Consider the following 26,046-nt stretch of genomic DNA (forward strand, 5'->3'; position numbering starts at 1 on the left):
TGTTCATGAGTGGTCGATTTAGATGTTTTTTATTTTGTCGGGGTTGTGTGGTCAGGCTGAATGTTGGGGTTAAAAGGTTGTAGAATAGGCTAATCAACATAGCTGAAATATGCTAATATGTTTATTAGTCATGGTACAAAGGAGGTTGAAGATAATGTTTGCGCGTGTGTTTGATAAAAAGACTGGAATTTTTTATAAATCTATCATTTATGGCAAACTTGATATTGGGTATTATGAGCGCAATATCGTATACAACCCAAGAGAGGACGCGTTCGAATTAGTGGATTATCTGGATAAAGAAAGCAAGGACCAGAGTGTGCTACTGCCATTGATAGAGGTAATCAATTCCGATAGAAATGAATGGGTGACATATGATAAAGTAAATGTATTAAAGCTTAATCGTTACTTTAAGAGCAATGGTATAAATGCTTTTATAAAACAGTATTGCGGATATGATGAGTTGTATCAGGACTATGATTTTATGCTGAAAATTCTTAGAGCTAGGATCGTGCCAAAGAGCAATTGTTCTATTCAAGTAAGGGAACCATGTGATACTGATCAATGGACATATATAAAGACGCAAAGCGATGCGGACGAGTTTTTTAAAGTGTTTGCAGGATTTCATGATTCAACACTTGATAAAATACAGTATATCGAGGGTTATAGTGAAAGGAGTTTGACTGTAACCTTCGATAATTCCGGATGGTATGGTGTTGTCGAACTGTGCTTTGAGGGTCTGATATCCATGAATTTAAGGCCCACACAGGAAAACTATAGCCGAGAAATCTTTAGCGCATGCTTATTCGTTAAAGATGAATGTATTTTTTGGGCAGATGACGCTTTGGATAAAGAGGATTTAAATTATACAGGTTCGTTTATCAAAGCGCTGAATTTAAAATGGAGAAAAATAGATTAAAAAACCAAACTTTTATATTTTTCAATGAACTTGAAATCAAGGAGGTATTGTCATGGCTGATAATAAAACAATTCATTTCATACCACAATTACCTCCAAAGAGAGAAAAACGAGTTGGTATTTACTGTCGTGTGAGTACAAACAGTGCTGATCAATTGAAAAGTCTTACCGCCCAAGTATCAGCGCTAACAAGATTAACAGCAGTTAATCCCAAATGGTTATTAGTAGATGGATATATTGATATTGCTTCAAGCAAGACGGGCTCTTCTCGAAAAGAGTTTAATTGTATGCTGAAGGATTGTCAGTCGCATGATTTAGAAATTATCCTAACCAAGAGTATCAGCAGATTTGGACGAGAGACAGTAGAGATTCTTGATGCGTTGAACCAGCTAAGGATTCTCGACGTTCGTGTTATATTTGAACAGGAACAACTTGATACAGCTGATACAGACAGCACCCTTATGGTCTCCATAATAGAGTCAATTGCTCAGGCAGAGAATGAATCACGTAGCGATAACATTAAGTGGGGAATTAAATAATGTGCTGCACAAGGCACTTCAAAGCTATATAATAGAAAATGTTATGGATATTCCAATGATGAAAATGGTAATCTTGTAATTGATGAGAAAGAAGCTAAAAATGTCCGCCTGATATTTAACCTCTATCTTCAGGGTAAAAGTGTTTTAGGTATTGTGAAAGAACTGGAGCGGCTAGGGATCAAGCCTCCTACAGGAAAGGCTACATGACCCAAGAGAACAATTGACGTAATGCTCAGTAATGAAAAGTATATAGGCAATGTGCGGCTGTTGGACAACGGAGAGCATAGCGCATGTTATTTGGCTGAAGACAACAGTCCGGCGATAATCTCTAAGGAAACATTTCAAGCGGCGCAGATTGAAAAACAGCACCGAAGTAAGCGAAAAGGCAAAAAATACAGTTCGAAAAAGTAAATAGTTAAGATATAGGTCGCAATTGTATTTTATGGCGGATCACAGGGGGGAGAACTATGGTTGGTTTAGTATATATCAAAAGAGTTGAACAGACAGATGCAGACAAACAGGTAATAGAACAATTATCACACGTTTTGACTTATTCTGAGCCAGAAAACTTTGATGACTGTGTTAAATGGTGGAAAAGTTGGTTTTCAGATAAAATACCAGGAGAGAAACTTACAATTATCGCTCAAGAGCAAAATAATATTATAGGTGTCGCAAGGCTTTGGAAGACTCCGTTTTGCGACAATAAGTGGTTGATAGAAGGATTGGAAGTGATACCTAATGAAAGGAGAAAAGGTATAGGAAAGTCTATAGTTATAGAAGGTATTCGTATTTTACGAGAGACAACTAATGAAAGGGTATTTGTACATATTGCAAATAAAAATATACCCTCTATCAAACTTCATGAGAGAATTGGATTTAAAAAAGTAGGTAGTGGAATAATTAATAGTTATGGAGACTTTAGGGGGCATGTAAGCGAATATGCCCTTGAAATATAGTTCGGAGTTTTCTTAATAGACGAATTATAGGAAGCCAAAGCGGCTTACATCTTAATAAACCAGTTTAGCAACATAAGCAAGACACACTACCAGGCAACCAAGGAAAAAAATATAGCTCAAAGCAATGAAGAAATAAAATAGCCTACTCGGAAGTTATTTATAAAGAGGACAGGTTGGATATCAAACCAGCATAAACACAGCATTTTTGCTGTGTTTTTACGATAGTGTAAATTAGCCTAAAAACTTCATATTGAAGTCGTAACTTACTTACGAAGAGCGGAGCGATGAAGTAAGTAATTAGTACGACTCATGTTAGGATTGCCCACAAAAACGAGTGATAGCTAAGTTTGAGTGGAAGCAATCTACGACTGAGGTGGTAGTAGGAATACGCCGCAAAGATACCTTATAATCCGTGAATTCATTCACTTTACCGCACAAGGTAATGATTTTAAAAATAAAGAGCCAATTAATGGTGTAAAAGTAAGAGTTGGAATTTGATATGCTGTAAGGGGTCACGTTATTATAAATTTATACAAAACAGAAAAAGACTATGAAGAGAGCGAGTATGGCTGAAACTTCATGGTCTTTTGTGTTTTATAAATTGAATACTTAAGAAATCTACTAGTAAACGTAAGTATAATAAAAGACTATAAGTGTTGTGGTCAAGCAAAATTGTAACACTTTTGTCTAAAAAGATTTCATAGAATACCTAGCTTCAAACGGTGTTAGTCCTCCATTGAAAGAATGAGGTCTCACATGGTTATACCAGGTATATGAAAAATCATATACAGCATTATTTAAAGATTCATCTGTTTTAAAGTTATATAGATTTAGAAACTCGTTCTTGAATGTATTAAAATATCTTTCCATGGGAGCATTATCATAAGGGCACCCAGCTTTGCTCATGCTTTGAACCACATTATTACTAGCGCAAAACTCCGTGAAATCTTTGGAAGTATATTGACGTCCTTGATCACTGTGTAGAATAATTTTATTGCTTATTTTACCCACTTTCTTTAAAGCGGTTTTTAATGTATTTATTGCTAGCTCCGCATTAATTTCTTTGCTATTTAAGGTAGAAACTATAGATCTATCATAAAGATCTAGAATAGAGCAATTATAACGTGTTTTCCCATTTTGAAGGTACATATATGTAAAATCAGTACACCATACGGTGTTGGGTGATTGTACACTGAAATCCTGATTTAATAGATTAGGAAACACTTTATGGGCATCGCCCTTGATATACGGAGGTTTCTTTCTTCTTATTATTGAGTGGAGCTTAAGTTCTTTATTCATATACTTATGCACAGTCTGATAGCTATAATTAAAGCCTTGCCTTTGAAGGAATATTTTCATGATTCTATAGCCAACAACTCCGTTGGTTTTATGAAAAATTTCATTGATTTTGCCAAGCGTAGCTTGTTTTTGGGTATGGTACTTAGACCTCCTATTTTTAAGGAAGTTATAGTAAGCATTTGGAGATAAGTTGAATTTTTTTAGTAGCCACCTTACACCAAATTCTGATTTATAGTTTTTGATAAAAGTATATACACTTAGTCTATTTCCTTCGCGAAGAATGCCGCTGCTTTTTTTAAGAATTTATTTTCTTTTTCAAGCTCTTCGAGCTGCTTCTTTAATAGCAAATTTTCTTTGAAATAGTCTTTTTCTTCGTTTTTAGTAGGATCTTCTTGGCATTCTTCACGGTATACTTTTACCCAATTACATATTGTAGCTTTGTTTACTCCATATTCCTTTGAAAGGCTCGCAAGAGTCCTTCCATCACTAAGATGTTGGCGTATTATCTTGTCCTTAAATTCTTGTTCATATTTACTCATTAGTCTACCTCTTTTCTCTAATTTGATTATATCATTAATTAGACAGAGGTGTTACAACTTAATTATATCAGGTCAAAGGATATTTGGTAAAATAAGAAGGTATAATCAATAATTTGTAGAATATTATAGTCAATATATTATTAAGAAGTATAAGATTTAATGACTAAAGTATTTAAGTGTAGAAAATAAATATTATTCCCGAATTATTCATGAACATTAAAAACTAGCACAAATAGTTTTATTTTAAGTTTTTTAATTTATAACCATGTTAATATTTGTATACACGCCTAAAAAAGGGTATAGTAACCCTAGGACTATTATATATTACCATTTTTTAACTATCAAAGATCGTCAAAAGCGCTTACTCAAGCTTTGGGCGTAGCCCTCTGATATTATTCAAGGTTTCGTAGAATTCAGTTTTATATGGACAACTGCTACATAATTTGAAAGTTATATACCTTGCTGAATGTACTACCTTCGCTGCAATCTTTAATAACTTTAAGCGGATGGTATCTACTAACTGCCTACGGATACTAATGGGTAAAACTAGACGTTTAAACCAATTAAATATGTTATATGCGAGAGCATGCACTTGAACACGATTTGCATTAACAATTTTAGAAGAACTGCTAACGGCAGCAAAATCAAAGCCATTCTTACTTTCTTTAATAAAGTTTTCCATTGTACCACGTTTGCAGTAAAACTTTATTAGCTGCGCTGGCGAGGACTCCATATTAGTCACTATAAATGTATACATGTGGATAAATTGTCCATATGGTTTTTCTACTTTGCACACCACTCGTCGTGGATATTTCCATGAACCAGATTGATACATGAATTCTCCATATTGAACAGCATAAGAACACATATCATTTTTAGTGGCATCTGTTAGACGTTCATCAATATGATCTGCTAATTTTCGTAGCAGTTTGTTTTCTTTTAAACGAATCACGTAAGAAACACCATTGACTTCACATTGCTCGTAAAGTTCTGGTTTTGTAAATCCACTATCACCTCTAAGGAGTAGTGGAATATCAGGATAATTATTTTGAAATTCCATTAAAAGTGGTTGTAAAAATTCTACAACACCTGTTGACGAGTAATCAGTTCCGTCACGCAGTTGAATTTTCAATAAATCTCCAGTGATGCCATCGTAACAAACTAATGGATGATAACCATGACTTTGATAATGAAAATTGAAGTCTTCGCCTTCTTGATGTCCATAGGTATTAAGAAGTGTAGAATCTAAATCAAGGAGCATTAGCTCAGGAGTTTTGACTGTATACACAATTTCGCGAAATTTAGTCATAAGTTCATGAAATTGGTTTAAAGTAGACTCATCCATTCTATTAAAAAATCTAGATAGAGTTGGTTGCGAAGCAAGTGTATTCTTTTCCAGTATTGCCGTGAATACTGGTTCTGTGGTAAGTTCATCTGCACAATCATCCTGAAAATAGGCCATAATAATTTGATAAATCATTTGTAGCAAATTTTCAGCATCCTTATGATAACGAAAACTAGCATTATCTTTAGTTTTAAACTCTGATTTGAGAAGTTTAACAAATCCCAGTTTATTAATGAATTCCTTGATTAAAAGAAGACCTGCGTCGGAGGTCAAATCGCCTCCGGCAAAATTTATTTTAATTTTACTATTGCTTTCTAGTGATTTAGTGTTTAAAATATCCATATAAGAACCTCTCTTTTGTTTCTATTTGGATTAGTTACCTATAATTTTAACAAAAGTTTGGTTCTTTTTCTATATCACTTAATAGGTGAATTTGAAAATATAGATAAAAGCTAACAATTGCAGGCTTCCGCCATGATTGGGTTGGCTCTTATGAATAATTCAGGTTATTTAATAAAGAGGTTAATAAAATGTCAACTTTACAGTGTAAAATAGGAAAAAACAAAGTTTATCAACAAGTATTAAATAATAAGTCAATATTTGTTGCTCCTGATAAAGTTATAAACTCATGGTATGATTCATTCAATTATAAGCAAGAGGATATAGAACGAAATATTGAAGGGCTAAGAAGTCCACAATTGGGTGCACTTTATGCTATTAAATCACATTGGAGTGTAAGTAAGGAAGTAGCAACAATTGTTATGCCAACTGGGGAACGTGTCATAATAGTGATGGGTGCAATATATGTTATAAAATCAAGGGTTTCAGAAACTTTAACCAAATATAATTCATGCATTGCTTAGAGTAATTAGAGTCTAATTGTTGTGAGCAGTGCATGAGAAGAAAGCACTTTTAGAGGTATATTATCATTATAAAAGAGGGTAATAAAACTTGAAATAAAGTTAAAAAAGATTATATTAGTGTTCCAGTAGGTATTGAAACAAAATAGTGATAGACAATAATATGATTTATTGGTGAATATTTTTTTAGTTAATAATTAGTTTGATTATATAAGATTACCAGGAGGAAGAAATGATAAACTATAAGATTTTAAAAATAGAACTATTAGCGATTATCGGGAATATCAGTGAATATACTAGTAACCCTAATATTAGTATTCCTAATAAAACTTTGAAAGAGGGGCTTGAACAAGATAATCTTAACTTCGAAGTTCTTGAGTTTTGCTGTATAAAAATTTCAGATTGGTATAGTAAAAACATGTCAAATATTCAGACAAACGGATATGTTTTTTATAAAGAAGTACATAGGGAAAATAAAATAAAAGTAGATAAAATCATTAAAGATATTAGCGATAATAAAGAAGAATATGAAAAATTTTTTTCTTCTCCAGTGATTGAACAAGAAAACCCTTCTATAAGCGGTAAAAAGATTTTTATTGTTCATGGGCATGATGATGGGATAAAAAATGAAGTAGCTAGGTTTTTAGAAAACCTTGGATTAGAACCGATTATATTACATGAACAATCGAGTAGTGGAGACACCATTATAGAAAAAATAGAACGTTATTCAAATGTTGGCTTTGGGATAGTATTATATACACCATGCGACAAGGGCGGAGTAGCTAAAGAACCGATAGATTTGAATTTTCGTGCAAGACAAAATGTTGTGTTTGAACATGGGTATTTAATTGGAAAAATCGGAAGAAAGAATGTAGTTGCACTTGTCAAAGAAACTGTTGAAAAACCTAATGATATATCAGGAGTTGTTTATGTAAGTTATGATTCCAATGGTGCATGGAAAACAGAAATTGCTAAAGAATTAAATGCGTATGGTTACTCTATTGATTTTAACAAATTATTCAAATGATAAATACTAATAGGAATTATAAGTAGGTATATAAAGTTATAGTTTTAGCGGTTCAGACCTGAAAATCTGGGCCGATTTTTTTATTTTCCCCAGAAAGGAGGTTACCTAGATGGTAGATGATGATGTCAATAACAAGGCTATAAACGTAAGTGTCAAAGTTTTGGTGTATTTAACAACCTCACAAACAGTATTAAGATATCCTAGTAAGGCATATTGATTGATTTGCCCCCTGTCAGGTAGACAGGCAAATATCTAAAACAAAGTGTAGTATACAACCATACAGTGTTAAGCTGTGTGGTTGTATTTCTATACAAACCATTTTTCTTTATATTTCTTGACTCGTTTATTTTCTTGTATAGGGCGCTGCTCTGGAACAGTTGTGTGTAATGCCTCCATTCTGACTTCTAAAGGTGTCTTGCAGTGATAACGATCTTGAGGACGCTCAGTTGAATAGAAACGTATGTAATCATTAATTGCTAATCTTAAAGATGCTTCATCCGTGATATCATACATTTGATACATTTCAGTCTTAATTATTCCCAAGAATTCTTCTGTCGGACCATTATCAATGTAATGACCTACTCTTGGCATAGATTGTTCCATTTCGTTATCAACAAGCCTCTTTGAAATACTTTGCTTGTATATTGAAATCCTCGATCTGAATGAAACAGAGATTTTGCAACAGGATTAGCAGCTATTGCTTTATCAAATGCTTTAAATACTAACGGATTATCATTTCTGCAGTTTATAACATGCGAAACAGGATAACGGTTATACAAATCGATGATGGTACTTAAATAAAACCTCTTCTTTTTACCTGGCACTTTGAATTCAGTTACATCTGTTGCCCATTTTTCATTATATCTGATGCAAAAAAATCTCTAGCCAGGTTGTTCTCGCAGTTTCATCTGCTTTAATTGGTTTATATTTTTTCTTTTACTTCTTTTGATGTAATCTTGTTTTCGTCCATATTATGAACCTTACAATTCAAAGGGATATCTTGAAAAACAGGATCTTTACCTTGGCTACTTTTTCTACTCTTTTTTTATGATAATAAAATTGACTCTTACTAAGGTTGTTTTCTTCACAGAAACCTCTTACTGTTATTGTATCTTTAATAGCGTCAAAGTTATTTAAATATTCCTCCCAAGCCTTGTTATCTAATTTTTTATACATAGGCAATCCTCCAACAAATAATCTTTTACTTAAGTTTATCAATGGGAGGATAGAAGTTCTAGTTATTTAATTTTTGACTCTTACGCTCAAAAGCAGTTTTATTGATATATAATAATGTTTACAAAAGAGGACACAAAAAGCGAGGAATAAATTTATTTTGTATAGTATGATTTTTACAAGGGGGTGAAGAAATGGAGTGGCTAAAGGAATTAAGCCGTGCTATTGATTATATCGAAAAAAACTTGAATAAGGAGATTTCATGTGAGGAAGCAGCAAAAATAGCGTGTTGCTCGTCTTATTATTTCAGACGCATGTTTACCTATGTAGCCGGTATTCCATTATCTGAATATATTCGCCGCAGGAGAATGACACAGGCCGGCTTTGAATTGCAATCTACAGATATAAAGATAATGGATGTTGCACTGAAATACGGCTACAATTCCCCGACATCTTTTAATCGGGCATTTCAGAGCGTTCATGGAATTTCTCCATCAGCTGCTAAATTGGAGGGGAGCGTGCTTAATGCGTATCCACCTATTAAGTTTTCCGTTAAAGTTACAGGAGGTGATGCTGTGCCATATCGTATGGAAGAAAAAGAGGCTATGCGAATTGTAGGTATCCGCATTCCATTAACAGAGGATGTGAATGAAAACCAAAAACTAGTGCCGCATTTTTGGAACAGTGCGTTGCAAGATAATCGATTTACAGAAGTCTGCAAGCTGTCTAATAAAATTCCGGGTGTAGTGCTAGGTATTACTGTTTATGAAAATCCAAATAATATTTACTATTATATTGCAGCTGCAACAGATCAGCATGTTTCTGAAGGAATGTTTGAGTATAAAATTCCGGCAGCAACATGGGTAATATTTGAAAGTGAAGGACATTTTAAAGAGTCCATTCAGAATATTTTTAGACGTTTTCTTACAGAATGGCTTCCCTTCTCAGGCTATACTTATGCTGAGTTGCCGGACATAGAAGTATATCCAATCAGTGAAGGAAAACCGCAACAGGGGCATTCTGAAGTATGGATTGCTGTAAAAAAGGAAAAGGAGAATTAAAAAAATGGAATACCAAATTGAAATCAGAGATATTGAACCCATTCGAATTGCCTTTATGAGATACAAGGGCATTGCAACCGGAGCAAATAAAGTTTTCCCCAATATTTTTAAGGCTATTCGAGGAAAAGCGAATGGGGCACCGTTTATCTCTTATTACGTCATGGACTCTGAAACAAGAATGGGGGAAATGGATATATGTGTACCAACCGCTCAGACACCTTATGAAAATGGAATTGAAGTAAAAGAAATGCCGCGTATCAAGGCAGTTAGCGTTCCTCATGTAGGTTCTTATGAAACTATATATAAAGCCTATGGTGAAATAGACCAATACGCTAAGAGCCATAACCTACAATTGCAGCCACCGTTTAGAGAGGTTTTCATTAAAGGGCCTGGAATGTTTATAAAAGGAAATCCTGATAAATATATTACAGAAATTTTGTTCCCAATTAAGGAGGAATAATATGATGGCTATTAAAACTGAAAATTTAATAAAAAGGTATAAGAACGGTGTAAAGGCATTAAATGGTCTTAGTTTATCAGTAAAGGAGGGGGAAATTTTCTCCCTCCTAGGACAAAATGGTGCTGGAAAATCAACGCTTATTCATATACTGACCACTTATCTTGCGCCTACCTCTGGTGTTGTTACCATGTTTGGAAAAGATGTTTATAGGGAAGCCTCTGAAATTCGTACACAAATATCTTGTGTAGCACAGCAGACATCAATTGATACGCACTTGTCCCTTACAGAAAATATGATGTTTCAAAGCAAGCTCTATAAGGTGCCTAAACTGGAAGCCCAAAAACGTATGAAAACACTAATTTCTTGTTTTGGTTTAGAGCAATATTTGAAATATCCTGTTGCCTCTTATTCCGGTGGGGTAAAGAGGCGCCTTGATATTGCACTCAATATGATGTCAAATCCCAAAATACTATTCTTGGATGAGCCAACCGTTGGTATGGACATTCAATCACGTATGGTAATGTGGGACATGATGAAAAAAATTAGAAATGATTTTGGAACAACAATTTTTTTGACAACTCATTATTTAGAGGAAGCTGACCAGTTAAGCGATACCATATGCATTATGAAGAATGGGAAAGAGATACTTCAAGGTACTCCTCGGGCTCTCAGAGAATATTTACGACAGGATATGCTGAAAATCAGCTTTGCATCGAAAGAACAAGCCAAAAACTGTTTTGAGCCGTTAAAAAGCCTTATTGGGATAAAAGAATCTAACTTGTGTCATGATAAAATCATTACCGACTTAACAAATGGACATATTGATTTAGAAAAAGCCAATCGATGGCTTCTTGATCATAACATTCCTTTCTTGGGTATAGAAATTATGCAGCCTACCTTGGAAGATGTTTTTGTCAGGCTAACCAGCGAAGATGGTAAGGAGGTCAGCTAATGGATGTTTTTACTCTACTTCAGCGCAATATAAAATGGCGATTTCACAACCCTTTTACCATTGTAATGACAATTTTACAGCCTATACTTTGGCTGGTTTTATATAGTGCCGTTGCCGCACAGTCCATGCAGGGTATTGGAATTGAAAACTATACGGCCTTTATTCTTCCTGGGCTAGTTGTACTTGTAAGTTTTGGAGCATGCAGCAGCAGCGGTATTATGAATTATCTTATGAAAACCGATGGGAGTTTTTACAGGGTGTTGATTGCCCCGGTTCAAAGAAGCTCAATTGTACTCGGACAAGTATTAGAAGCGGTATTATGTACTTTTATTGAAGTTGCTATTATGTGCATTGTCAGTCTCTTCTTCTCTGTAAAAATTGCTTCTGGGCTTGCAGGAGCTCTCCTCATTGCTTTGCTAGTATTTATGACGGCATTCTTTATGTCAGGAATTACTTATGCCATTAGCCTTTGCCTTCCCAATGAGGTCATTTACGAAACCGTTATGAATGCAATTGTCTTGCCGATATTTTTTCTAAGCACGGCATTATTTCCGGCAGATAGATTATCTGGAGGACTTTCAATTGCAGTTAAGCTAAACCCATTTACTCATGTAATTAACATCTTAAGAGCTTTGATTTTACAGGAAAATATTGCTGTACGTGATGTTGCATTTGTATTTCTTTTGCTTGTGATTATGTGCTTTATCAGTTTTTCCTTGGCATTGCACAGATTAAAAAAAGAAACAAGATTATAACCATGGAACTTTTAATTAGCTTAGGATTGGATGGTGAGTAACAAAATAACAGCTAGAGAATACAAATATATGTTTTGAACACAATGAATCTTTTTCAAAATTAAGTTTTCATATATGTTAAAATAGCGTGAAAAGGTGTACAATTAAATTGTTGTGTTTGGTATGAAAAACTAGCCAATAAAATAGTAGAGTCAGTGGTTTATTAAGCCTATGTGTAACTTTATAATTAATGGGGGGAGCTTTAATGACAACAGAAAATTACGTCTACAAAAAAGAAGTGGACTGGTCATTGTTAAATGAGGGGTTAACTTTGCCTTTTGATAATCAGGTTGTATTTGGGCAGATTATGGGACGGTTCTTGCAAAGGGGAGAGTCAAAAGATATTACGCTTTATTTGAATGGAAAATCTTATAAAGCCAAAATAACAAATGTCAATTTTGATCTAAAGTTTAAGAGAAAAAAGGATACACTCCAAATACGTTATACAAAGAATGGTGAGTTGGCAAAAGCACTGCAGGCATACTTTTCAAAGAGTTATCAGTTTATAAAGAAAACACGAGAATTGCGTGAACCTGGAGATAGAACGATGATAAGGTTGCCGGAAGAATACAAGGAGTACCTTGTTATTTATACAACAGAATATGATGATTCATATGTTCTGGAGACAATTGTGGCAGATGAAATAATTTCATTAAGACAAGCAGTTTCTGGTCAGAAGGAACGAGTAATGGAAGCAGCGTTCAACTATGATGTTGAGGATTCGACTTCTACAATTATTGAAACAGAAAGAATTGATAAAATACGTAAGTTGAACAAAAAGATAGGTGATAACCTGAAATTGCTTTATGGTTATCGCTGTCAGATATGCGGTAAGTTAATTGGTGAAGAGTTTGGCTCTCATATTGTAGAGGCACACCATATTGATTATTTTGTATCCAGCCTTAATAATGATGCAAGTAATCAGATTATTGTATGTCCGAATCATCATAGTGTTATACATGACACAAATCCTATATTTGATAGGCGCAGGTTGATCTACATATACAAAAATGGATTAGAGCAGAGGTTGGTATTGAATCAGCATCTGTAGGAGGAGGTGATCGTTTGGAAGAATTAAATATTTATTCTGGTAAGTTGAAGTACAAAGATATATGTTTTGACTTTGTTTATGACAAGCAGGAGCTTAGATTGATTCCGCCAGCAGATAAGAGGTCAGAGGTTCGTAGATGGCAACTAATGGAATTGTCTGGTGGAGCTTTACTTACTATGGATAGTCCTTATCTTGAGGGCTCTATTAATGAAACAGGACAAAATATTATATTTATTATGAGACAAGGAGCATCTATTGGAAATTACAATTATGTATTATTTGTTAAAGTGGTAGCAGTTATTCTGTTCACTACTGAAAAAAAGATGATTAATAGGATTGATTTTACAGGACCAGAGATTAATGCTATTCATTCTGTAGGACAAGCATTTTCAGTGATATATGATGAGGAGCAATCGCAGAAGGGAATAGTTTCTATTCAAACAACTGAATATGAGAAAACGATAACGGATAAAAGTACTTTTAATGTTAATGATAAGGCGGTATCAGTTCATTTTAGTATTGGAAGACGAGTTAGTATTGGCATACAAGATGCACCACTAAAACTGACGTCCATTATGATTTTTGAATTTGAATCTACAGATGATTATGATTTCATTTTACGCTTGTATAGGATAGCAAAGTTGTTTGTTCAGTATTTATGCTATAGACAGAATGTTGTTATTGATGCAGTTGAACTTAGTGAACTAATGGACGATGAAAACTATAATATATGCGCAAAAATGCAAATTTTAGATGACTATAGTCAATGTGAAGAAAATACCATAAAAGATGGGCGTTATATTAGGCAATGCTATATTGATGGCTTTGAGGGAAAGATATTATCTGATATTGCTTCCAATACAATCTATATGCGACATTTACCTGAAACATATGAAGCAAGTAGGCATAGTGATGCCGCAAATTTTGTAATGATTACAGCAGCTTTTGAGTGGGAGTTTAGGCGTATTTTTCCGGAAGGGGTAAAAAAGAAAGATGCAAAATTGAAAGCTGAGGCGCAAGCTAGCCAGGTACTGCAGGAGATAATTGATAGAAGCAGTGGAGAACTTAAAAGTATTTATAAATATATGCAAAAAAGTATAGGATTAAGTTCATTAAATAATAAAATAACATTTGTTGGAAAGAAACTTATTGGGATAATAGATATATTTGGAAAGCATTTGTATCATCTGAATGGAGAAGAGCTTGATTATTACAAAATGGGTGAGAGATTATCACAGCAAAGAAATAACTTTGCTCATGAAAATTTGGACAAAGAGTTTGTTGGCCTAGCATTATTAGATTTGGTATTCCTTGAAAATATTCTGTATGCTATGCAATTAAAATATTATGGTCTTGAAGATGTGAAAATAAAGAATGGAATTAATGAACTGTTTGATAAAAATATTATGGTAAAAGAGTAATGGTTTATGTGGTAAATATAGAGTTACTATAAATAGTGTTAAAGCAATTTTACGGAAATTTCATAACATTAAATGCTTCAAAGATAATAAAGACAATATAAACCGTCACTTAAGTATAGGGTACAATGAAGATTGGGAGTTAGTACCTTATGAGTTAGAGTAAAAGAAAAGTTTTAAAAATATTTATAATTATTATTTCCCTTTCCTTATAAAATACTTAAACTTTCAAATTATAATTGATTTTAGATAAGGAAAGGAGAATGTAATATGAATAACATTATTTTAAAAACAGATAATCTTTGTAAAACATTTAAAAAGCAAAAGGCGGTAGATGGAATTTCCATTTCCGTTGAGGAAAACTCAATTTATGGGCTCCCTGGACCAAATGGAGCGGGAAAATCAACAATTCTAAAAATGATGACTGGAATGCTTCGACCGACTTCTGGAAAGATCGAATTTGACGGGCATACTTGGAGACGTAATGATTTGAATAAGATTGGAGCGCTAATTGAAAATCCACCTATTTACGAAAATTTGACGGCTCGGGAAAACTTAAAGGTACGCACTAGATTTTTCGGATTGCCAGACACACGCATTGATGAAGTATTGAAAATAGTAGATCTTATGGATACAGGAAAAAAGAAATCTGGCAATTTTTCTATGGGTATGAAACAGCGCCTTGGAATTGCAATTGCTTTGGTAAATAGTCCTAAACTATTGATTCTTGATGAACCCACAAATGGCCTTGATTCAATAGGTATACAGGAACTTAGGAAACTATGTCATGAGATTCGAAATAGGGTAGACTGCCCTATTATTTTCCTTACTGCCCAAACTATGGAAAATGATGTGATTGATGGTCTAAGTGAAGGTGCTGACGATTATATGACGAAACCCTTTTTGGAACAATCCTCATTATTTTTTTTCTGAGTTCTGTATTTAGAAAACAACTCAAAGGTCGTTTGGAAGTTGCAAAAGAAGCCACTGCAAAAATACAAAATCAGGATCTTGATTTTACAATACAGCACAGTGGCATCACTGAAATTGACGAAATGCTTTTTTCTGTTGATCAGATGCGTGCTGCATTAAAAGAGTCATTAGAGAGTCAGTGGAAAATGGAGAAAAACAAGAGGGATCAAATTTCAGCTATGGCACACGATATTAAAACGCCCCTTACTATAATTCACGGAAACACCGCTTTACTTGATGAGACAGAGCAGACATCAGAACAGCAGCAATGTACCAATTACATTCTATCCGCAGCCAATCAATAGGTTGTGGAAGTAAATATTACAATTCAAAAAAGAAATAGAGATAAATCCCAATTTATCTAATTGAATATAAAAATTTGAGAAGCAGTAAATCAAATAGGTTTGCTGTTTTTTGTGACTCAAATTTCAAAATAAAATCGTCAATAAAGCAAAAAAGGTAGTTTACAAAATGCTCTCTAGGGTAAGGAAACTTGATTTGTAGCGATTGGATAGGAAACGATAATTTATGTAGTACAGTAGTTTATATAAGAAAATTTCATAAATAATTTAAAATTCTTTATGAAATTTAAATAAAGTCTTGACCTGTCCCTTATGGTGACTGGTATTATATAGCTTATAAGGGAGTTAAACTTATGCTTATGAGCGAAGTAAAAGAGAAAACAAAATTAACTAGAAAAGCAATTGAATACTATGAAGAAAAAGGTTTGATTAAGCCCAAAAGAGAAGAAAATAACTATAGTAGAGACATTTAAGAAAATATGATAACTGCCCTCTATACTGCTAGAAAACAAGGAAAATATACCACAGGAACACCACCATATGGATATCTAAAAGATCCTAAAGATAAGTCAAACTTATCATTGATGAAGTAGTTTCAGATAATGTTAGATATATTTCAGCTTATCCTGATGGACATACTTTAAATGGCACTGCAAAAATCCTTAATGACCTGTTACAAGAGTCTTGTGAAGAAAATAAAAGGCGTATAGAAGTTATTGATAAGGATATTAAGGAAATTGGAAGTATAGAGAGTCTTACTGAAGATGTAGTGGGTAAATATATTAAAACAATTTATATTTCTAGCAAAGGTATAGAAAAAATAGAATATAATTAGTACAATAGAAAGATATCAGTTTATCAAGTTCTCCTTTTATATATAAGTTTTTTAAAGAAAATGCTATCATTGACTTGACGCGATAGGGTTCAGGTAAAACATTGACTAGCTTTAAGGCAGCACGTCTAGCAACTGAGCTTGATTTTATAGACAAGGTGTTTTTCGTAGTAGATAGAAAAGATTTAGATTATCAAACAATGAAAGAAGAATTTGCTAAACTATTTGTAAACCTAGATTATATACTAGAATTGATTTTTGAAAAACATAAAAACGTAAAAGATAAAGAAACACTGGTTGACGAAATACGCCGTATAATTCGTTCTAGTACAGGCAATCGTGCAAAAGAAAGCTTAATAGTAGATTTTATTAACCAAACAAATTTGGATGAAATTCAAGACAAAGCAAGCATTATTGATGCCTTCTTCTTATTTGCACAAAAGGAACAAAAAAAAGAGGCAGAAGAATTGATTAATTCAGAAGAACTTAACGTGGATGCAGCTAAAAGATATATCATTGCATCCTTAAAAAGAGAATATGCCAGTGAAAACGGAACAGAGTTGAATGAAGTTCTTCCGAAGATGAGCCCACTTAACCCTAAATATTTAACAAAAAAACACAGCGTTTTTCAGAAAATAGCTGCCTTTGTGGAGAAGTTTAAAGGAGTGGGTGGAAAGCTATAATTCATAAGGAGATTAACGGGATAAATCCGTCCTCTGGGTTTTAGGTGCAGTCCTTTGTGGATAAAAAGTAAAAATAAATTTGTAATGGGAATATTACAGGTATGGTGTTATTTTTGCCGAAATACATTGAAGAATATTGAGTTTCTAAATAGAAAGGGTGGTTAAATGAGATACAAAGTACAAGGTGAAATTGATTTGTGGGGATGGACGGATTTTAAAACAAGAATAAATGCTCAAATTGTGGATTATAAAACAGAAAGTAATCACATTTATTGGGTAGAATTTGAAACAGATCTTAGTGCTGGTTGTTTAAATAAATTTCTTGAAGAATATGGACTCAAAATTGTAACTGAAGATCAAGTTAAAGAAAAACCTACTATTGATAACGAAAATGAACCTATGATGTTTTATAAATTGGACAAAGGCAAACAGGATGCGCTTATAAGTTGGATTAACACCAATTTTAATAAGATAAAGGGCATAAATAAAGATATGACAAGCCTTCAATTAAAAGATTTTTTTAAAGAATTTCCTATTACTAATGGTGAATTTAAAGGTGCTATGGTAGAAAAATGTGGATTTCAGTACCATCCTAATGATGGCTTAAATTGGTATTTTAATATATCAAAGAAATCACCAGCATTGCTAGATAAAGAGAATAATTAATACGATTGTGTATTGTAAAATGTTAATGTCAACTAAATACTATTATTTATTATAGAAAGAGGATGAAAAATAATATGGCAGAAATTAAGTTTGAAATTAAAGAAACTGTAGGGGTTATTTCAGAATCCACTAAGGGATGGAAAAAGGAATTAAATTTAATAAGCTGGAATGACAAAAAAGCTAAGTATGACATTAGAGAGTGGGACCCAGAGCATAAGAAGATGGGCAAGGGCGTTACATTTACCGTTGAAGAATTAAGGAAGATTAAAGAGATATTAAATGAGTTAGATATATAAAAGACAAGAAAAATTAAAGACAGGTACGGTATTGCATTAATGTGCAAAATCTCTTTTCTCTATTTAGTGACATCCAGTAAAGGTATTTCATTCTACTCATTACACGTCTTATTAGTTGTCATTGCGAATTGCAACTATATAGTTTATAATTATGTTATGGTAGGTGAAAGACTATCTAAAGGGGATTACTGTTTTGTATATAAAAACTCTGTAGCCCTTTATGTACAAAGATAAAGAAGGACATTAAGTGTTAAAAAATTTACACTAACAAAAAAATAGAGGTGTTAAATATGGACATTAAAGGAAAAATTGAAGAGATTATATCAAAGGTGAAAAATGACAAGGACTTTGCTGCTAAATTTAAAAGCAACCCAATTCAAGCTGTGGAATCTATTATAGGTGTTGACCTTCCTGAAGAACAGATAAAGTCTGTAATAGATGGGGTTAAAGCAAAGATATCTTTAGATGAAGCAAGCGGAATTGTTGGCAAAATCAAAAACTTATTCTAAAATAATTTATTTTTTAACCTGGTGGCTGAGGCATTAAAATCTCAGCTACTTTTATTATCTTATCTTTATATTCACTAGGAACTAATTTGAAATTTTAATAAGTTGCCTTATTAAAATTTCAGCTATTGCTTCAATATAAGCTATACCATATGTAATAAGTCAATGAAGGCTCACGGAAAGCACATTACTACAAGGTATATTTTCACTTGTCAAAGTTGAAAAAGATTGCAAACATAGCTCAATGGTGTGAATATCTTCTAATTTAATACCGTACTTTTTTTGTGCTGTTTCTATAGCATCTCTCTTAGCAACGCTGAAATCCAATTTGGGGTTGCATAAGGAGATATTATCAGATTTACACAACATTTTTATACCATTAACATAATAATTGATTCCACTTATATTTCCTTCGGTTCCATTTATAGTGGGAATATGAGAAGCAATCTCCAAGAGACCTTGTTCGTTTAGTTTGATTTCGTAATATCCCACAGTACCATCATAAATACAGCTATTTGATGAAATTTTAAAACGTGTTTTAAGCATGGCATCATAAATAATAGTATCTGGGTAAAACTTTTCAAATTTATCATTTTTGTTTTTAGGTGCTTTAGGGGTGTTTAATATCATAGGAACATAATCATTATAATGAAAAACTTTCCCATTTGAAGTTTTGAAAGCATTACAACTTCCAAAAATAATTGTGTCTTTAGGAGAGTTGAGAAGTAACGTTGGTTTAATACAATTGTGAGAATCCATAATCTCTGTAGAGGTTTCTTGTATTATATCCTTTTCCGCGATATCATCTTTATAATAAAAATAAAAATTTTCAGTATTATATAAAAGTGACAATTCAGCACCGTTATACTGCGTTGTGATGATTTTAGTGGCAGATTCAACCTTAGACCCCAATTTATTTGTTATCATTTGCTGGCTTTTGTATTCACGTTCCAAAGAATTATTTTCTAAAAATGATATTAATATATTATCAGGTTGATAAATGCGTATATATGAGTATGAATAATACATAAACATGGGAATAGCAAAGGCTAGATATACAATTTTATTGATGTCCTTATAAAGCCTTTTTACAACATAAACACCGGCAATATAAGTAACTATTAATGGCAATACAAACATAATTATGACAAATATAAGTTGTAGCCAAGGCATATAAGTGATACCTGAATCATTAAAAGCTAAGGGTACAATGGCCACAAAATGTAATACGATTAAGAATAAATTTACTATGATAACAGCTCCAAAAGTTATGATAATATTCAATATTTTTTTTATCATCGTTGCCTCCTCAATATATTTAGGAAAATTCTGTATAGATATTATTTTACATCAATAACTGAAAAGTGTAAATAATAAATATACTATGTTTTAAATCAGTGTTGAAAATGGATTTACATTAGAAAAATATGTTAGAATAAGGAGTAGATAGTGTACAAAGCTATTATATTTTAGATCTAAAAAGGTTATGTTCATAATTCACTATAATTAAGATACTCACCAAAAGACGGTAAAGGATCTTATGACATTAGATAAATTACAATAAGTTGATTAGAAGATTATAATAATTTGACATATACTTATTTATTAGCATATTTGATATAATAAGTGTAGTAGATAAATTAAAAATTATGGGGTGATTGGTATATGAAAAAGGGTGAAGGCATAGGTGCTCTAATCGGCAGTTTAGTTGGAGCAGTTGGAACAGGAATTGCTGTTTATTTTACTGGAAGTGTGTGGTCTGCATTAATAGGATTATTGGGGTATTTGGGTGGAAGCTACATAGGAAAATTATATGATAGAAAATCATAGAAACTATAGTTGGTAGAGTTAAAAATTAGGAATTAAATATTATTAAAATAAGAAAGGGTGTTTAAAATGGAGGGAAAAGCATTAGTAGCATATTTTTCAGCAAGTGGAGTAACTAAAAAGGTGGCACAGGTGTTAGCAGGGGTTGTAAGTGCAGACCTATACGAAATTAAACCAGAAGTAACATACACGCAGGAAGATTTAAACTGGAAAAATAAAAACAGCCGTAGTTCAATTGAGATGAATGACCTAAAATCACGTCCAGCCCTTGCTGATAAAGAAGCGGATGTGGACAAACATAATGTAATCTTTATTGGTTTTCCAATTTGGTGGTATGTTGCTCCTCATATAATTAATACGTTTTTGGAGAGCTATGACTTTTCCAATAAAACCATTGTATTGTTCGCAACGTCAGGTGGCAGTGGATTTGGGAAAACTGTTGAAAATCTGAAGGTGAGTGTGGATGATAGTACTGTCATAAAAGAAGGTAAAATATTTAATGAAACATTGTCAAAGGATGATGCCATAGCTTGGACTTGTAGTCTTGGATTATAAAATCATAACAGCCAATGCTATATCTTTAATATTAGGATTTCTACTTTCCATGATAGTTCCTTCCATATTTTAATTACCATACCTAATGTAAGTTATTTTTTTAGGTTAAAAAGGATTATGTCCAATGGATTCGCTGTTTGTGGTAAAGACAAAAATCAGCAAGAGTTATATACTTTTTCTTGGGGGTGATTGAATGGACTTAATTAAAATTGGGAAGTTCATAGCTGAATTAAGAAAGGAACAACAGCTTACTCAAGAGGAACTGGGCAATAAGCTTGGTGTGACAAACAAAACTATTTCCAGATGGGAAACGGGAATTTATCTTCCACCAGGGGATGTCCTATTATCCATGAGCCAGTTGTTCTCAGTAAGTATCAATGAAATCCTAAGTGGAAAGAGATTAGCTATTGAAGAGTATAAGGAAGCAGCGGAGGAAAATTTGAAGCAGACTATAAAGACCAGCAGTTTTAATTTGAAAGATAGGATAGATTTCTATAAAAAGAAATGGCTGAAGGATCACATTGCACTTATGGTATTTCTCGGGGTAATTGTAGTTACCGTTTTCGTCACAGGCCTTGTACTTAGGGAAAGCCTCATGGTTTATGCATCAATGGTGCTGCTAATATGCTTTCATGGGTATAGATACAATGCAATGATGACATATGTTGAGAAAAAAGCATATGGTTGTTTGGAGAATAAAAGATAAAAGGGAGAAAGTGATTATAGAGAGAGCCTGCACCTTAAATAGGTCGGGCTATATTTTTATAACTACACAAATATAAAATATTTTTAATAAATTTAATTATTTTAAAATTGTAAACAATTAAACAACACAAAGCAGTAATAGTGTATAATTATATTAGATTGTACACTATTATAGAAGAAAATAAGAAAGGGGATGTATGTATATGGGCAAATTTGTTATTAAAGAAACAAAAACTGGGATTAAGTTTGATCTGAAAGCATCAAATGGACAAGTAATTGGTACATCTGAAGTTTACACTACAAAAAGCGCTTGCATGAAAGGAATTGAAAGTGTAAAAAATAATGCGGTAATTGCAAAATTTGAGGACCAAACAGAAGAGAATTTTGAAAATGTTACTAACCCTAAATTTCAAATGTACTTAGATAAAGCGGGTGAACATCGCTTTAGATTAAATGCAAGAAATGGGGAAAACATTCTAGCTTCAGAAGGTTATGGTGCAAAATCAGCTTGCTTAAATGGTATAGTAAGTGTCAGAAAAAATGTAGTAGATGCTACAATAGAAGAGTAAACTTAGAATATATAAAAACAGTTCTTTTTAAGATTAAAGAGAACTGCTTTTTTATGTATAGTAAAATAAAAAAAGAATTGTTATACTTATAAGTAAGAAAGAATAGTCAATATTTTTACTTACTAATGAAAGAAATAACTATGAACTAGGAGGCTAAGGATATGGAAAGAAAAATCAAACAACAGATCCAAGGTTTTAGAACACAGGATGGAGCAGGCGTAAGCTTAGTTAGAGCTTTAGGAAGAGACACTGTTAAAGAATATGATCCGATTTTGATGCTTGATTCTTTTGATAGCAAAAACCCTGATGATTACACAGCTGGGTTTCCAATGCATCCGCACAGAGGAATAGAAACAATTACTTATATTTATCGTGGCCGTATGACTCATAAAGACAGTTTAGGTAATGAGAATACTATAGGCGATGGGGAAGTTCAATGGATGACGGCTGGTTCTGGCATTATGCATGAAGAAAAAATACCAGCAGCAGAGAGGTTGCTTGGAGTGCAACTTTGGCTTAATCTACCTAAAAAAGATAAGATGGTTCCACCAGCTTATACTAGTATAAAAAATTCCGAGATTAAAGAAATAGAATTGGAAAATGGAAAGCTAAGGCTTCTAGCAGGAGAGTTTCAGGGAACAAAAGGATATTTAAGCAAATACCTTCCCTTAAATTATTATGACTTACACCTAAACCCAAATGGATCCATTGTTTTAGATACAGAAAGGGATCGCTCTATTATGTTATTTACCCTACTAGGTGATGCCTACATATCAGGGGAGTTAGTAAAAGAAAAAACAGCAGTTAAACTTACCCCTGGTGATTATATAGAAATAAAGGCAAGGGATAAAAAATGCCAAGTATTATATATAAGCTCTACAGTTTTAAATGAGGAAGTATTTTGGGGTGGACCTATAGTTATGAGTAGCAAGGAAGACTTAAATAAAGCATTCGATGATTTAAAAAAAGGCACTTTTATACAAAATAAAATTTCTTACTAATAGATATTAAATCAATTATGGAGGAGGCATTATAATGGAAAAAATAAGGATATTAGCAATTGTTGGTTCTTTAAGAAAAGAATCTTTTAATCGTCAATTGGCCTTGGCAGCAAAAGAAATAATAGGGGATAGGGCTGAATTTTTAATATTGGAGTATAAAGACATACCACTGTTTAATGAAGATATTGAATATCCAGCACCTGAATGTATAAAACGCGTTCGTGAGGAAGTAAAATCTGCAGATGGCATATGGTTCTTTACACCTGAATACAATCACTTTTTTTCCGGTGCTATGAAGAATCTAATTGACTGGTTGTCTCGTCCTATAAGCGACAAAGAAAGACAGGTGCTTAGCCAAAAGCCAGCTGCAGTAAGTGGAATATCTCCTGGTACTTCAGGTACAGCACTTGCTCAAGATCATTTAGTTACACTTATAAGTGTACTAAACATGAATGTTATGAATTATCCGCGCCTTACAATACCAAAGGCTATGGAACAAGTTGATGGTGAGGGTAAATTAGTGTTAAAAGCAAGTTACCCTTATTTAGAAAGACAAGCAAATGCTTTTATTAAGTTTGTACAGAGTAGAAATGTATAAAACGTCTCTATCAGAAAGAGAATAAATATATAAACTATTAATTATGAGCTCTAAATATAATAATCATGTCTTTAATAATCTTACTATATCATGGTATAATCCTATTAAGTTATATGGATACTCTCAAAGATTATACTAATTTTGATTAAGAAAGGAGAAGAACATGAGAAAATTATATGAAGAGCTCTTTTCCGCTCTAAAAGAACATGATAAAGAGAAAGCTGTGAAATTGGCTATGAATGCTCTTGAGAACAGAGTGGTAGATGTAATAACGCTATACGAAGAATTGCTTACACCTATTTTAAATAGTGTAATTGAAGAGTTTCAAGATGAGGATATGCTAATTTGGGAGGAGCATGTAAGAAGTGAGATAGTTTTGTGTATAATAGAAAATGCATACCTGTATATATTAAAAGAAAGAGAGCAAAGAGGAGTAAATAAAGAAGAAGAGGTAATAGTCCTCTGTCCAAAGTTTGAAGATCATATTATAGGTGCTAAAATGGCTGCTGATATATTTACTATAGCGGGATATGAGACTATATTTATAGGATCCAATACTCCTTGGAATACAGTTATAAAGGCTATTGAAGTAAAAAAACCGAAGATTGTGTGTATAAGTGTTACAAATTTTTATAATATTGTAGAAACAAAAAACACCATAGAGAATATAAAAAAGAATTTTAATTATGATATAAAATTCATACTTTCAGGATACGCATTTAGAAATTCTGATAATCTGTACAAAGAAATTGGTGGAGATATTTACATTAAAGACTTAAAAGATATATTTTTACTTGGATAGGAAGTGGACAGACAATGAAATTAGCATGGAATATAGCATTAAGATTTTTAAAATCAAGCAAATCACAAACTGTACTTATAATACTAGGAATAGCTATAGGGGTTTCCGTGCAGATATTTATAGGATCCCTAATAGACGGACTTCAGGTTAGCTTAGTAGATAAAACTATAGGTAATTCATCGCAAGTTACAATTGTACCATCAGATAAGGGAAACTACTTTGATGCAGATGATAAATTTTTAGAGAAATTGAATAAAGATAAAGAGATAACAGCAGTTTCAAAGAGCTTGGATTCATCAGCTTTTTTAACAATAGATGATGATGCTTATCCAATATTATTTAGGGGAATGGAATTTGCAAGTGCAAATAAAATATATAATTTTGAGGAAAAGTTGATTGAGGGAAAGATTCCATCATCAAATAAAGAAGTAATGCTGGGAAAGGATCTAATAGAAGATTTAAAGGTAAAAATTGGAGATACATTAGACATAGTAACAGCAGATGGAAAGAAAGAAAAAGTAAAATTAACTGGTATGTACGATTTAAAGGTAAAAGCTATAAATGAATCTTGGATCATATCAAATTTAAAAACCGCAGAAGATATGTTTAGTAGAGAAGGAAAATTGTCTTCAATAGAAACGCAAGTAAAAGAAGTATTTAAAGCTGATATAATAGCGGAAAGAATAGAAAAAGATTTAGATAGTAATCTTAAAATTACAAACTGGAAAGAACAAAATGAGGAATTATTATCAGGACTTACTGGTCAATCAGCTTCTAGTTATCTAATTCAAGTGTTTATACTTTTAGCGGTGTTACTTGGAATAGCTTCAGTTCTTGCAATATCAGTTGTGCAAAAGTCTAGGCAAATAGGTATATTAAAGGCTATGGGGATAAAAAACAGTGATGCAAGTCTTATATTCTTGTTTCAAGGTCTTATGCTTGGGATAATAGGTAGCATAATTGGAACAGTCCTTGGTTTAGCTTTAACTTTCATATTCTCAAACTTTGTGAAAAATGGAGATGGTACACATTTAGTTCCATTTTATTATTTTGCCCGTAAAACCTCGTGCCCTTGTGGTCGAGGATGTAAGGGCTTTAAGTTAGGGGAGTTCGATACTCCCCTAACTTAACATTACACTAACTTCTGATTTAGAACAAAATACAATATGAAAGTTAATTCTGACGTCATTTCAATAGCATTGTATAATAACTATACAAACTACATAAAATACATAAGAAATGAGGTGATATTGTGGAGAAGTCTTTTAAATTTAGGTTAGTGCCAACTAAAGAACAAGAAATTATGTTAAGTAAGACTTTCGGCTCTTGCAGATTTGTATATA

Annotated in this window: 32 protein-coding genes and 2 pseudogenes; 28 read left to right on the plus strand and 6 right to left on the minus strand. The window is 32.8% G+C overall.

Features of this window, described 5'->3' with window-relative positions; genetic code table 11:
• Nucleotides 1–154: 154 nt before the first annotated feature.
• The 4 genes and pseudogenes from BUA73_RS10915 to BUA73_RS10925 all read left to right on the plus strand — a co-directional run bounded on the left by BUA73_RS10915 (nucleotide 155) and on the right by BUA73_RS10925 (nucleotide 2,410).
• A complete protein-coding gene (locus BUA73_RS10915) occupies nucleotides 155–916 on the plus strand; it encodes a hypothetical protein (protein ID WP_072904160.1) in 762 nt (253 codons plus the stop codon).
• Between the two features lie 52 nt (nucleotides 917–968).
• The gene (locus BUA73_RS14395; protein WP_242942376.1) at nucleotides 969–1,454 is read left to right on the plus strand and encodes a recombinase family protein; all 486 of its coding nucleotides are present in this window, start codon (nucleotides 969–971) and stop codon (nucleotides 1,452–1,454) included.
• Nucleotides 1,455–1,565: 111 nt separating this feature from the next.
• Nucleotides 1,566–1,865 (plus strand): annotated as a pseudogene (locus tag BUA73_RS14575) (recombinase family protein).
• Between the two features lie 56 nt (nucleotides 1,866–1,921).
• Nucleotides 1,922–2,410 (plus strand): GNAT family N-acetyltransferase, encoded by a 489-nt coding sequence (locus tag BUA73_RS10925; protein ID WP_072904161.1) that lies wholly within the window; start codon nucleotides 1,922–1,924, stop codon nucleotides 2,408–2,410.
• A gap of 687 nt (nucleotides 2,411–3,097) precedes the next feature.
• Here the strand turns inward: BUA73_RS10925 and BUA73_RS10930 are convergent.
• Both BUA73_RS10930 and BUA73_RS10940 read right to left on the minus strand, forming a co-directional pair.
• Nucleotides 3,098–4,248 (minus strand): IS3 family transposase gene (locus BUA73_RS10930; protein WP_423230388.1). Its coding sequence is split into 2 segments (ribosomal slippage): nucleotides 3,098–4,008 and nucleotides 4,008–4,248, totalling 1,152 coding nucleotides; the frame shifts between segments, so codons are not numbered across the junction.
• A gap of 361 nt (nucleotides 4,249–4,609) precedes the next feature.
• Entirely contained in the window at nucleotides 4,610–5,935 is a 1,326-nt protein-coding gene (locus tag BUA73_RS10940; protein ID WP_072904164.1) for an IS1380 family transposase, read from the minus strand.
• A 188-nt stretch (nucleotides 5,936–6,123) separates the two neighbouring features.
• Here BUA73_RS10940 and BUA73_RS14250 point away from each other — a divergent pair, with 188 nt between their 5' ends.
• Together BUA73_RS14250 and BUA73_RS10950 are read left to right on the plus strand one after the other, a co-directional pair.
• On the plus strand, nucleotides 6,124–6,456 hold the full coding sequence (locus tag BUA73_RS14250; RefSeq protein WP_072904165.1) for a hypothetical protein: 333 nt from the start codon (nucleotides 6,124–6,126) through the stop codon (nucleotides 6,454–6,456).
• A 229-nt stretch (nucleotides 6,457–6,685) separates the two neighbouring features.
• Nucleotides 6,686–7,480: a TIR domain-containing protein gene (locus tag BUA73_RS10950; protein WP_178139257.1), complete on the plus strand. Its 795-nt coding sequence runs from the start codon at nucleotides 6,686–6,688 to the stop codon at nucleotides 7,478–7,480.
• 306 nt (nucleotides 7,481–7,786) lie between these two features.
• On the opposite strand, the gene BUA73_RS13810 is transcribed toward BUA73_RS10950, so the two are convergent.
• The 3 genes from BUA73_RS13810 to tnpA all read right to left on the minus strand — a co-directional run bounded on the left by BUA73_RS13810 (nucleotide 7,787) and on the right by tnpA (nucleotide 8,656).
• Complete coding sequence (locus tag BUA73_RS13810) at nucleotides 7,787–8,083, minus strand: IS3 family transposase (protein WP_072904166.1); 297 nt, start codon at nucleotides 8,081–8,083, stop codon at nucleotides 7,787–7,789.
• Nucleotides 8,059–8,349 carry a DDE-type integrase/transposase/recombinase gene (locus BUA73_RS14630; protein ID WP_093426702.1) on the minus strand — a complete coding sequence of 97 codons (291 nt, stop codon included), beginning with the start codon at nucleotides 8,347–8,349 and terminating at the stop codon, nucleotides 8,059–8,061. The genes BUA73_RS13810 and BUA73_RS14630 overlap by 25 nt, the downstream gene beginning before the upstream one ends.
• 118 nt (nucleotides 8,350–8,467) lie before the next feature.
• Nucleotides 8,468–8,656: an IS66 family insertion sequence element accessory protein TnpA gene (gene tnpA, locus BUA73_RS10965; RefSeq protein ID WP_072904167.1), complete on the minus strand. Its 189-nt coding sequence runs from the start codon at nucleotides 8,654–8,656 to the stop codon at nucleotides 8,468–8,470.
• A 191-nt stretch (nucleotides 8,657–8,847) separates the two neighbouring features.
• Here tnpA and BUA73_RS10970 point away from each other — a divergent pair, with 191 nt between their 5' ends.
• From BUA73_RS10970 to BUA73_RS11030, 13 genes and pseudogenes are all read left to right on the plus strand, one after another.
• A complete protein-coding gene (locus tag BUA73_RS10970) occupies nucleotides 8,848–9,714 on the plus strand; it encodes an AraC family transcriptional regulator (RefSeq protein ID WP_072904168.1) in 867 nt (288 codons plus the stop codon).
• 4 nt (nucleotides 9,715–9,718) lie between these two features.
• The gene (locus BUA73_RS10975) at nucleotides 9,719–10,174 is read left to right on the plus strand and encodes a GyrI-like domain-containing protein (RefSeq protein ID WP_072904169.1); all 456 of its coding nucleotides are present in this window, start codon (nucleotides 9,719–9,721) and stop codon (nucleotides 10,172–10,174) included.
• Nucleotide 10,175: 1 nt separating this feature from the next.
• On the plus strand, nucleotides 10,176–11,126 hold the full coding sequence (locus tag BUA73_RS10980; protein ID WP_072904170.1) for an ABC transporter ATP-binding protein: 951 nt from the start codon (nucleotides 10,176–10,178) through the stop codon (nucleotides 11,124–11,126).
• Nucleotides 11,126–11,881, plus strand: coding sequence for an ABC transporter permease (locus tag BUA73_RS10985; protein ID WP_072904171.1), 756 nt, complete (start codon nucleotides 11,126–11,128; stop codon nucleotides 11,879–11,881). Before BUA73_RS10980 ends, BUA73_RS10985 begins: the two co-directional genes overlap by 1 nt.
• 244 nt (nucleotides 11,882–12,125) lie before the next feature.
• A complete protein-coding gene (locus BUA73_RS10990) occupies nucleotides 12,126–12,971 on the plus strand; it encodes an HNH endonuclease signature motif containing protein (RefSeq protein WP_072904172.1) in 846 nt (281 codons plus the stop codon).
• 14 nt (nucleotides 12,972–12,985) lie between these two features.
• On the plus strand, nucleotides 12,986–14,392 hold the full coding sequence (locus BUA73_RS13740) for a hypothetical protein (RefSeq protein WP_084672242.1): 1,407 nt from the start codon (nucleotides 12,986–12,988) through the stop codon (nucleotides 14,390–14,392).
• A gap of 267 nt (nucleotides 14,393–14,659) precedes the next feature.
• Nucleotides 14,660–15,322, plus strand: coding sequence for an ATP-binding cassette domain-containing protein (locus tag BUA73_RS11000; RefSeq protein WP_072904173.1), 663 nt, complete (start codon nucleotides 14,660–14,662; stop codon nucleotides 15,320–15,322).
• Nucleotides 15,319–15,666 (plus strand): histidine kinase dimerization/phospho-acceptor domain-containing protein, encoded by a 348-nt coding sequence (locus BUA73_RS11005; RefSeq protein ID WP_341465315.1) that lies wholly within the window; start codon nucleotides 15,319–15,321, stop codon nucleotides 15,664–15,666. The genes BUA73_RS11000 and BUA73_RS11005 overlap by 4 nt, the downstream gene beginning before the upstream one ends.
• Nucleotides 15,667–16,016: 350 nt before the next feature.
• A complete protein-coding gene (locus tag BUA73_RS11010) occupies nucleotides 16,017–16,136 on the plus strand; it encodes a MerR family DNA-binding transcriptional regulator (protein ID WP_084672244.1) in 120 nt (39 codons plus the stop codon).
• Between the two features lie 448 nt (nucleotides 16,137–16,584).
• Nucleotides 16,585–17,178, plus strand: a pseudogene (locus BUA73_RS11015) (type I restriction endonuclease subunit R, EcoR124 family); the annotation flags it as partial.
• Nucleotides 17,179–17,343: 165 nt separating this feature from the next.
• Nucleotides 17,344–17,844, plus strand: coding sequence for a hypothetical protein (locus BUA73_RS13745; RefSeq protein ID WP_084672245.1), 501 nt, complete (start codon nucleotides 17,344–17,346; stop codon nucleotides 17,842–17,844).
• A 74-nt stretch (nucleotides 17,845–17,918) separates the two neighbouring features.
• Nucleotides 17,919–18,140 carry a YdbC family protein gene (locus BUA73_RS11025; RefSeq protein ID WP_072904176.1) on the plus strand — a complete coding sequence of 74 codons (222 nt, stop codon included), beginning with the start codon at nucleotides 17,919–17,921 and terminating at the stop codon, nucleotides 18,138–18,140.
• A 290-nt stretch (nucleotides 18,141–18,430) separates the two neighbouring features.
• Entirely contained in the window at nucleotides 18,431–18,649 is a 219-nt protein-coding gene (locus BUA73_RS11030) for a hypothetical protein (RefSeq protein WP_072904177.1), read from the plus strand.
• Between the two features lie 159 nt (nucleotides 18,650–18,808).
• On the opposite strand, the gene BUA73_RS11035 is transcribed toward BUA73_RS11030, so the two are convergent.
• On the minus strand, nucleotides 18,809–19,945 hold the full coding sequence (locus tag BUA73_RS11035) for a hypothetical protein (RefSeq protein ID WP_072904178.1): 1,137 nt from the start codon (nucleotides 19,943–19,945) through the stop codon (nucleotides 18,809–18,811).
• Between the two features lie 366 nt (nucleotides 19,946–20,311).
• Between BUA73_RS11035 and BUA73_RS14135 the strand changes: the two genes are divergently transcribed.
• From BUA73_RS14135 to BUA73_RS11075, 9 genes are all read left to right on the plus strand, one after another.
• Nucleotides 20,312–20,476: a hypothetical protein gene (locus BUA73_RS14135; RefSeq protein ID WP_178139260.1), complete on the plus strand. Its 165-nt coding sequence runs from the start codon at nucleotides 20,312–20,314 to the stop codon at nucleotides 20,474–20,476.
• A gap of 66 nt (nucleotides 20,477–20,542) precedes the next feature.
• Nucleotides 20,543–21,028 (plus strand): flavodoxin, encoded by a 486-nt coding sequence (locus BUA73_RS11040; protein WP_072904179.1) that lies wholly within the window; start codon nucleotides 20,543–20,545, stop codon nucleotides 21,026–21,028.
• Between the two features lie 193 nt (nucleotides 21,029–21,221).
• Nucleotides 21,222–21,734: a helix-turn-helix domain-containing protein gene (locus BUA73_RS11045; protein ID WP_072904180.1), complete on the plus strand. Its 513-nt coding sequence runs from the start codon at nucleotides 21,222–21,224 to the stop codon at nucleotides 21,732–21,734.
• A 202-nt stretch (nucleotides 21,735–21,936) separates the two neighbouring features.
• Nucleotides 21,937–22,302 carry a YegP family protein gene (locus BUA73_RS11050; protein ID WP_072904181.1) on the plus strand — a complete coding sequence of 122 codons (366 nt, stop codon included), beginning with the start codon at nucleotides 21,937–21,939 and terminating at the stop codon, nucleotides 22,300–22,302.
• Nucleotides 22,303–22,463: 161 nt separating this feature from the next.
• Nucleotides 22,464–23,303 (plus strand): pirin family protein, encoded by an 840-nt coding sequence (locus BUA73_RS11055; RefSeq protein WP_072904182.1) that lies wholly within the window; start codon nucleotides 22,464–22,466, stop codon nucleotides 23,301–23,303.
• A 34-nt stretch (nucleotides 23,304–23,337) separates the two neighbouring features.
• Complete coding sequence (locus BUA73_RS11060) at nucleotides 23,338–23,901, plus strand: NADPH-dependent FMN reductase (RefSeq protein WP_072904183.1); 564 nt, start codon at nucleotides 23,338–23,340, stop codon at nucleotides 23,899–23,901.
• Between the two features lie 163 nt (nucleotides 23,902–24,064).
• Nucleotides 24,065–24,703: a cobalamin B12-binding domain-containing protein gene (locus tag BUA73_RS11065; RefSeq protein ID WP_072904184.1), complete on the plus strand. Its 639-nt coding sequence runs from the start codon at nucleotides 24,065–24,067 to the stop codon at nucleotides 24,701–24,703.
• A 14-nt stretch (nucleotides 24,704–24,717) separates the two neighbouring features.
• Nucleotides 24,718–25,833, plus strand: a complete 1,116-nt coding sequence (locus BUA73_RS11070; RefSeq protein WP_072904185.1) for an ABC transporter permease — start codon at nucleotides 24,718–24,720, stop codon at nucleotides 25,831–25,833.
• A gap of 122 nt (nucleotides 25,834–25,955) precedes the next feature.
• Nucleotides 25,956–26,046: helix-turn-helix domain-containing protein (locus BUA73_RS11075; protein ID WP_178139261.1), on the plus strand; the 91-nt coding region annotated here is incomplete at its 3' end.

This window comes from Hathewaya proteolytica DSM 3090 (genome assembly GCF_900142225.1).
Classification (GTDB): domain Bacteria; phylum Bacillota; class Clostridia; order Clostridiales; family Clostridiaceae; genus Hathewaya; species Hathewaya proteolytica.

Bases quoted from the DNA above. Each gene is read 5' to 3' on its own strand.
- BUA73_RS14395 (WP_242942376.1), top strand. From the start codon at position 969: ATGGCTGATAATAAAACAATTCATTTCATACCACAATTACCTCCAAAG.
- BUA73_RS14135 (WP_178139260.1), top strand. From the start codon at position 20,312: ATGAAAAAGGGTGAAGGCATAGGTGCTCTAATCGGCAGTTTAGTTGGA.
- BUA73_RS11060 (WP_072904183.1), top strand. From the start codon at position 23,338: ATGGAAAAAATAAGGATATTAGCAATTGTTGGTTCTTTAAGAAAAGAA.
- BUA73_RS11000 (WP_072904173.1), top strand. From the start codon at position 14,660: ATGAATAACATTATTTTAAAAACAGATAATCTTTGTAAAACATTTAAA.
- BUA73_RS10990 (WP_072904172.1), top strand. From the start codon at position 12,126: ATGACAACAGAAAATTACGTCTACAAAAAAGAAGTGGACTGGTCATTG.
- BUA73_RS10975 (WP_072904169.1), top strand. From the start codon at position 9,719: ATGGAATACCAAATTGAAATCAGAGATATTGAACCCATTCGAATTGCC.
- BUA73_RS10970 (WP_072904168.1), top strand. From the start codon at position 8,848: ATGGAGTGGCTAAAGGAATTAAGCCGTGCTATTGATTATATCGAAAAA.
- BUA73_RS11040 (WP_072904179.1), top strand. From the start codon at position 20,543: ATGGAGGGAAAAGCATTAGTAGCATATTTTTCAGCAAGTGGAGTAACT.
- BUA73_RS14250 (WP_072904165.1), top strand. From the start codon at position 6,124: ATGTCAACTTTACAGTGTAAAATAGGAAAAAACAAAGTTTATCAACAA.
- BUA73_RS11045 (WP_072904180.1), top strand. From the start codon at position 21,222: ATGGACTTAATTAAAATTGGGAAGTTCATAGCTGAATTAAGAAAGGAA.
- BUA73_RS13810 (WP_072904166.1), bottom strand. From the start codon at position 8,083: ATGGAACAATCTATGCCAAGAGTAGGTCATTACATTGATAATGGTCCG.
- BUA73_RS10980 (WP_072904170.1), top strand. From the start codon at position 10,176: ATGATGGCTATTAAAACTGAAAATTTAATAAAAAGGTATAAGAACGGT.
- BUA73_RS13745 (WP_084672245.1), top strand. From the start codon at position 17,344: ATGAGATACAAAGTACAAGGTGAAATTGATTTGTGGGGATGGACGGAT.
- BUA73_RS11010 (WP_084672244.1), top strand. From the start codon at position 16,017: ATGCTTATGAGCGAAGTAAAAGAGAAAACAAAATTAACTAGAAAAGCA.
- BUA73_RS11055 (WP_072904182.1), top strand. From the start codon at position 22,464: ATGGAAAGAAAAATCAAACAACAGATCCAAGGTTTTAGAACACAGGAT.
- BUA73_RS11065 (WP_072904184.1), top strand. From the start codon at position 24,065: ATGAGAAAATTATATGAAGAGCTCTTTTCCGCTCTAAAAGAACATGAT.
- BUA73_RS11035 (WP_072904178.1), bottom strand. From the start codon at position 19,945: ATGATAAAAAAAATATTGAATATTATCATAACTTTTGGAGCTGTTATC.
- BUA73_RS10915 (WP_072904160.1), top strand. From the start codon at position 155: ATGTTTGCGCGTGTGTTTGATAAAAAGACTGGAATTTTTTATAAATCT.
- BUA73_RS11050 (WP_072904181.1), top strand. From the start codon at position 21,937: ATGGGCAAATTTGTTATTAAAGAAACAAAAACTGGGATTAAGTTTGAT.
- BUA73_RS10950 (WP_178139257.1), top strand. From the start codon at position 6,686: ATGATAAACTATAAGATTTTAAAAATAGAACTATTAGCGATTATCGGG.
- tnpA (WP_072904167.1), bottom strand. From the start codon at position 8,656: ATGTATAAAAAATTAGATAACAAGGCTTGGGAGGAATATTTAAATAAC.
- BUA73_RS10925 (WP_072904161.1), top strand. From the start codon at position 1,922: ATGGTTGGTTTAGTATATATCAAAAGAGTTGAACAGACAGATGCAGAC.
- BUA73_RS11030 (WP_072904177.1), top strand. From the start codon at position 18,431: ATGGACATTAAAGGAAAAATTGAAGAGATTATATCAAAGGTGAAAAAT.
- BUA73_RS11070 (WP_072904185.1), top strand. From the start codon at position 24,718: ATGAAATTAGCATGGAATATAGCATTAAGATTTTTAAAATCAAGCAAA.
- BUA73_RS11025 (WP_072904176.1), top strand. From the start codon at position 17,919: ATGGCAGAAATTAAGTTTGAAATTAAAGAAACTGTAGGGGTTATTTCA.
- BUA73_RS10985 (WP_072904171.1), top strand. From the start codon at position 11,126: ATGGATGTTTTTACTCTACTTCAGCGCAATATAAAATGGCGATTTCAC.
- BUA73_RS10940 (WP_072904164.1), bottom strand. From the start codon at position 5,935: ATGGATATTTTAAACACTAAATCACTAGAAAGCAATAGTAAAATTAAA.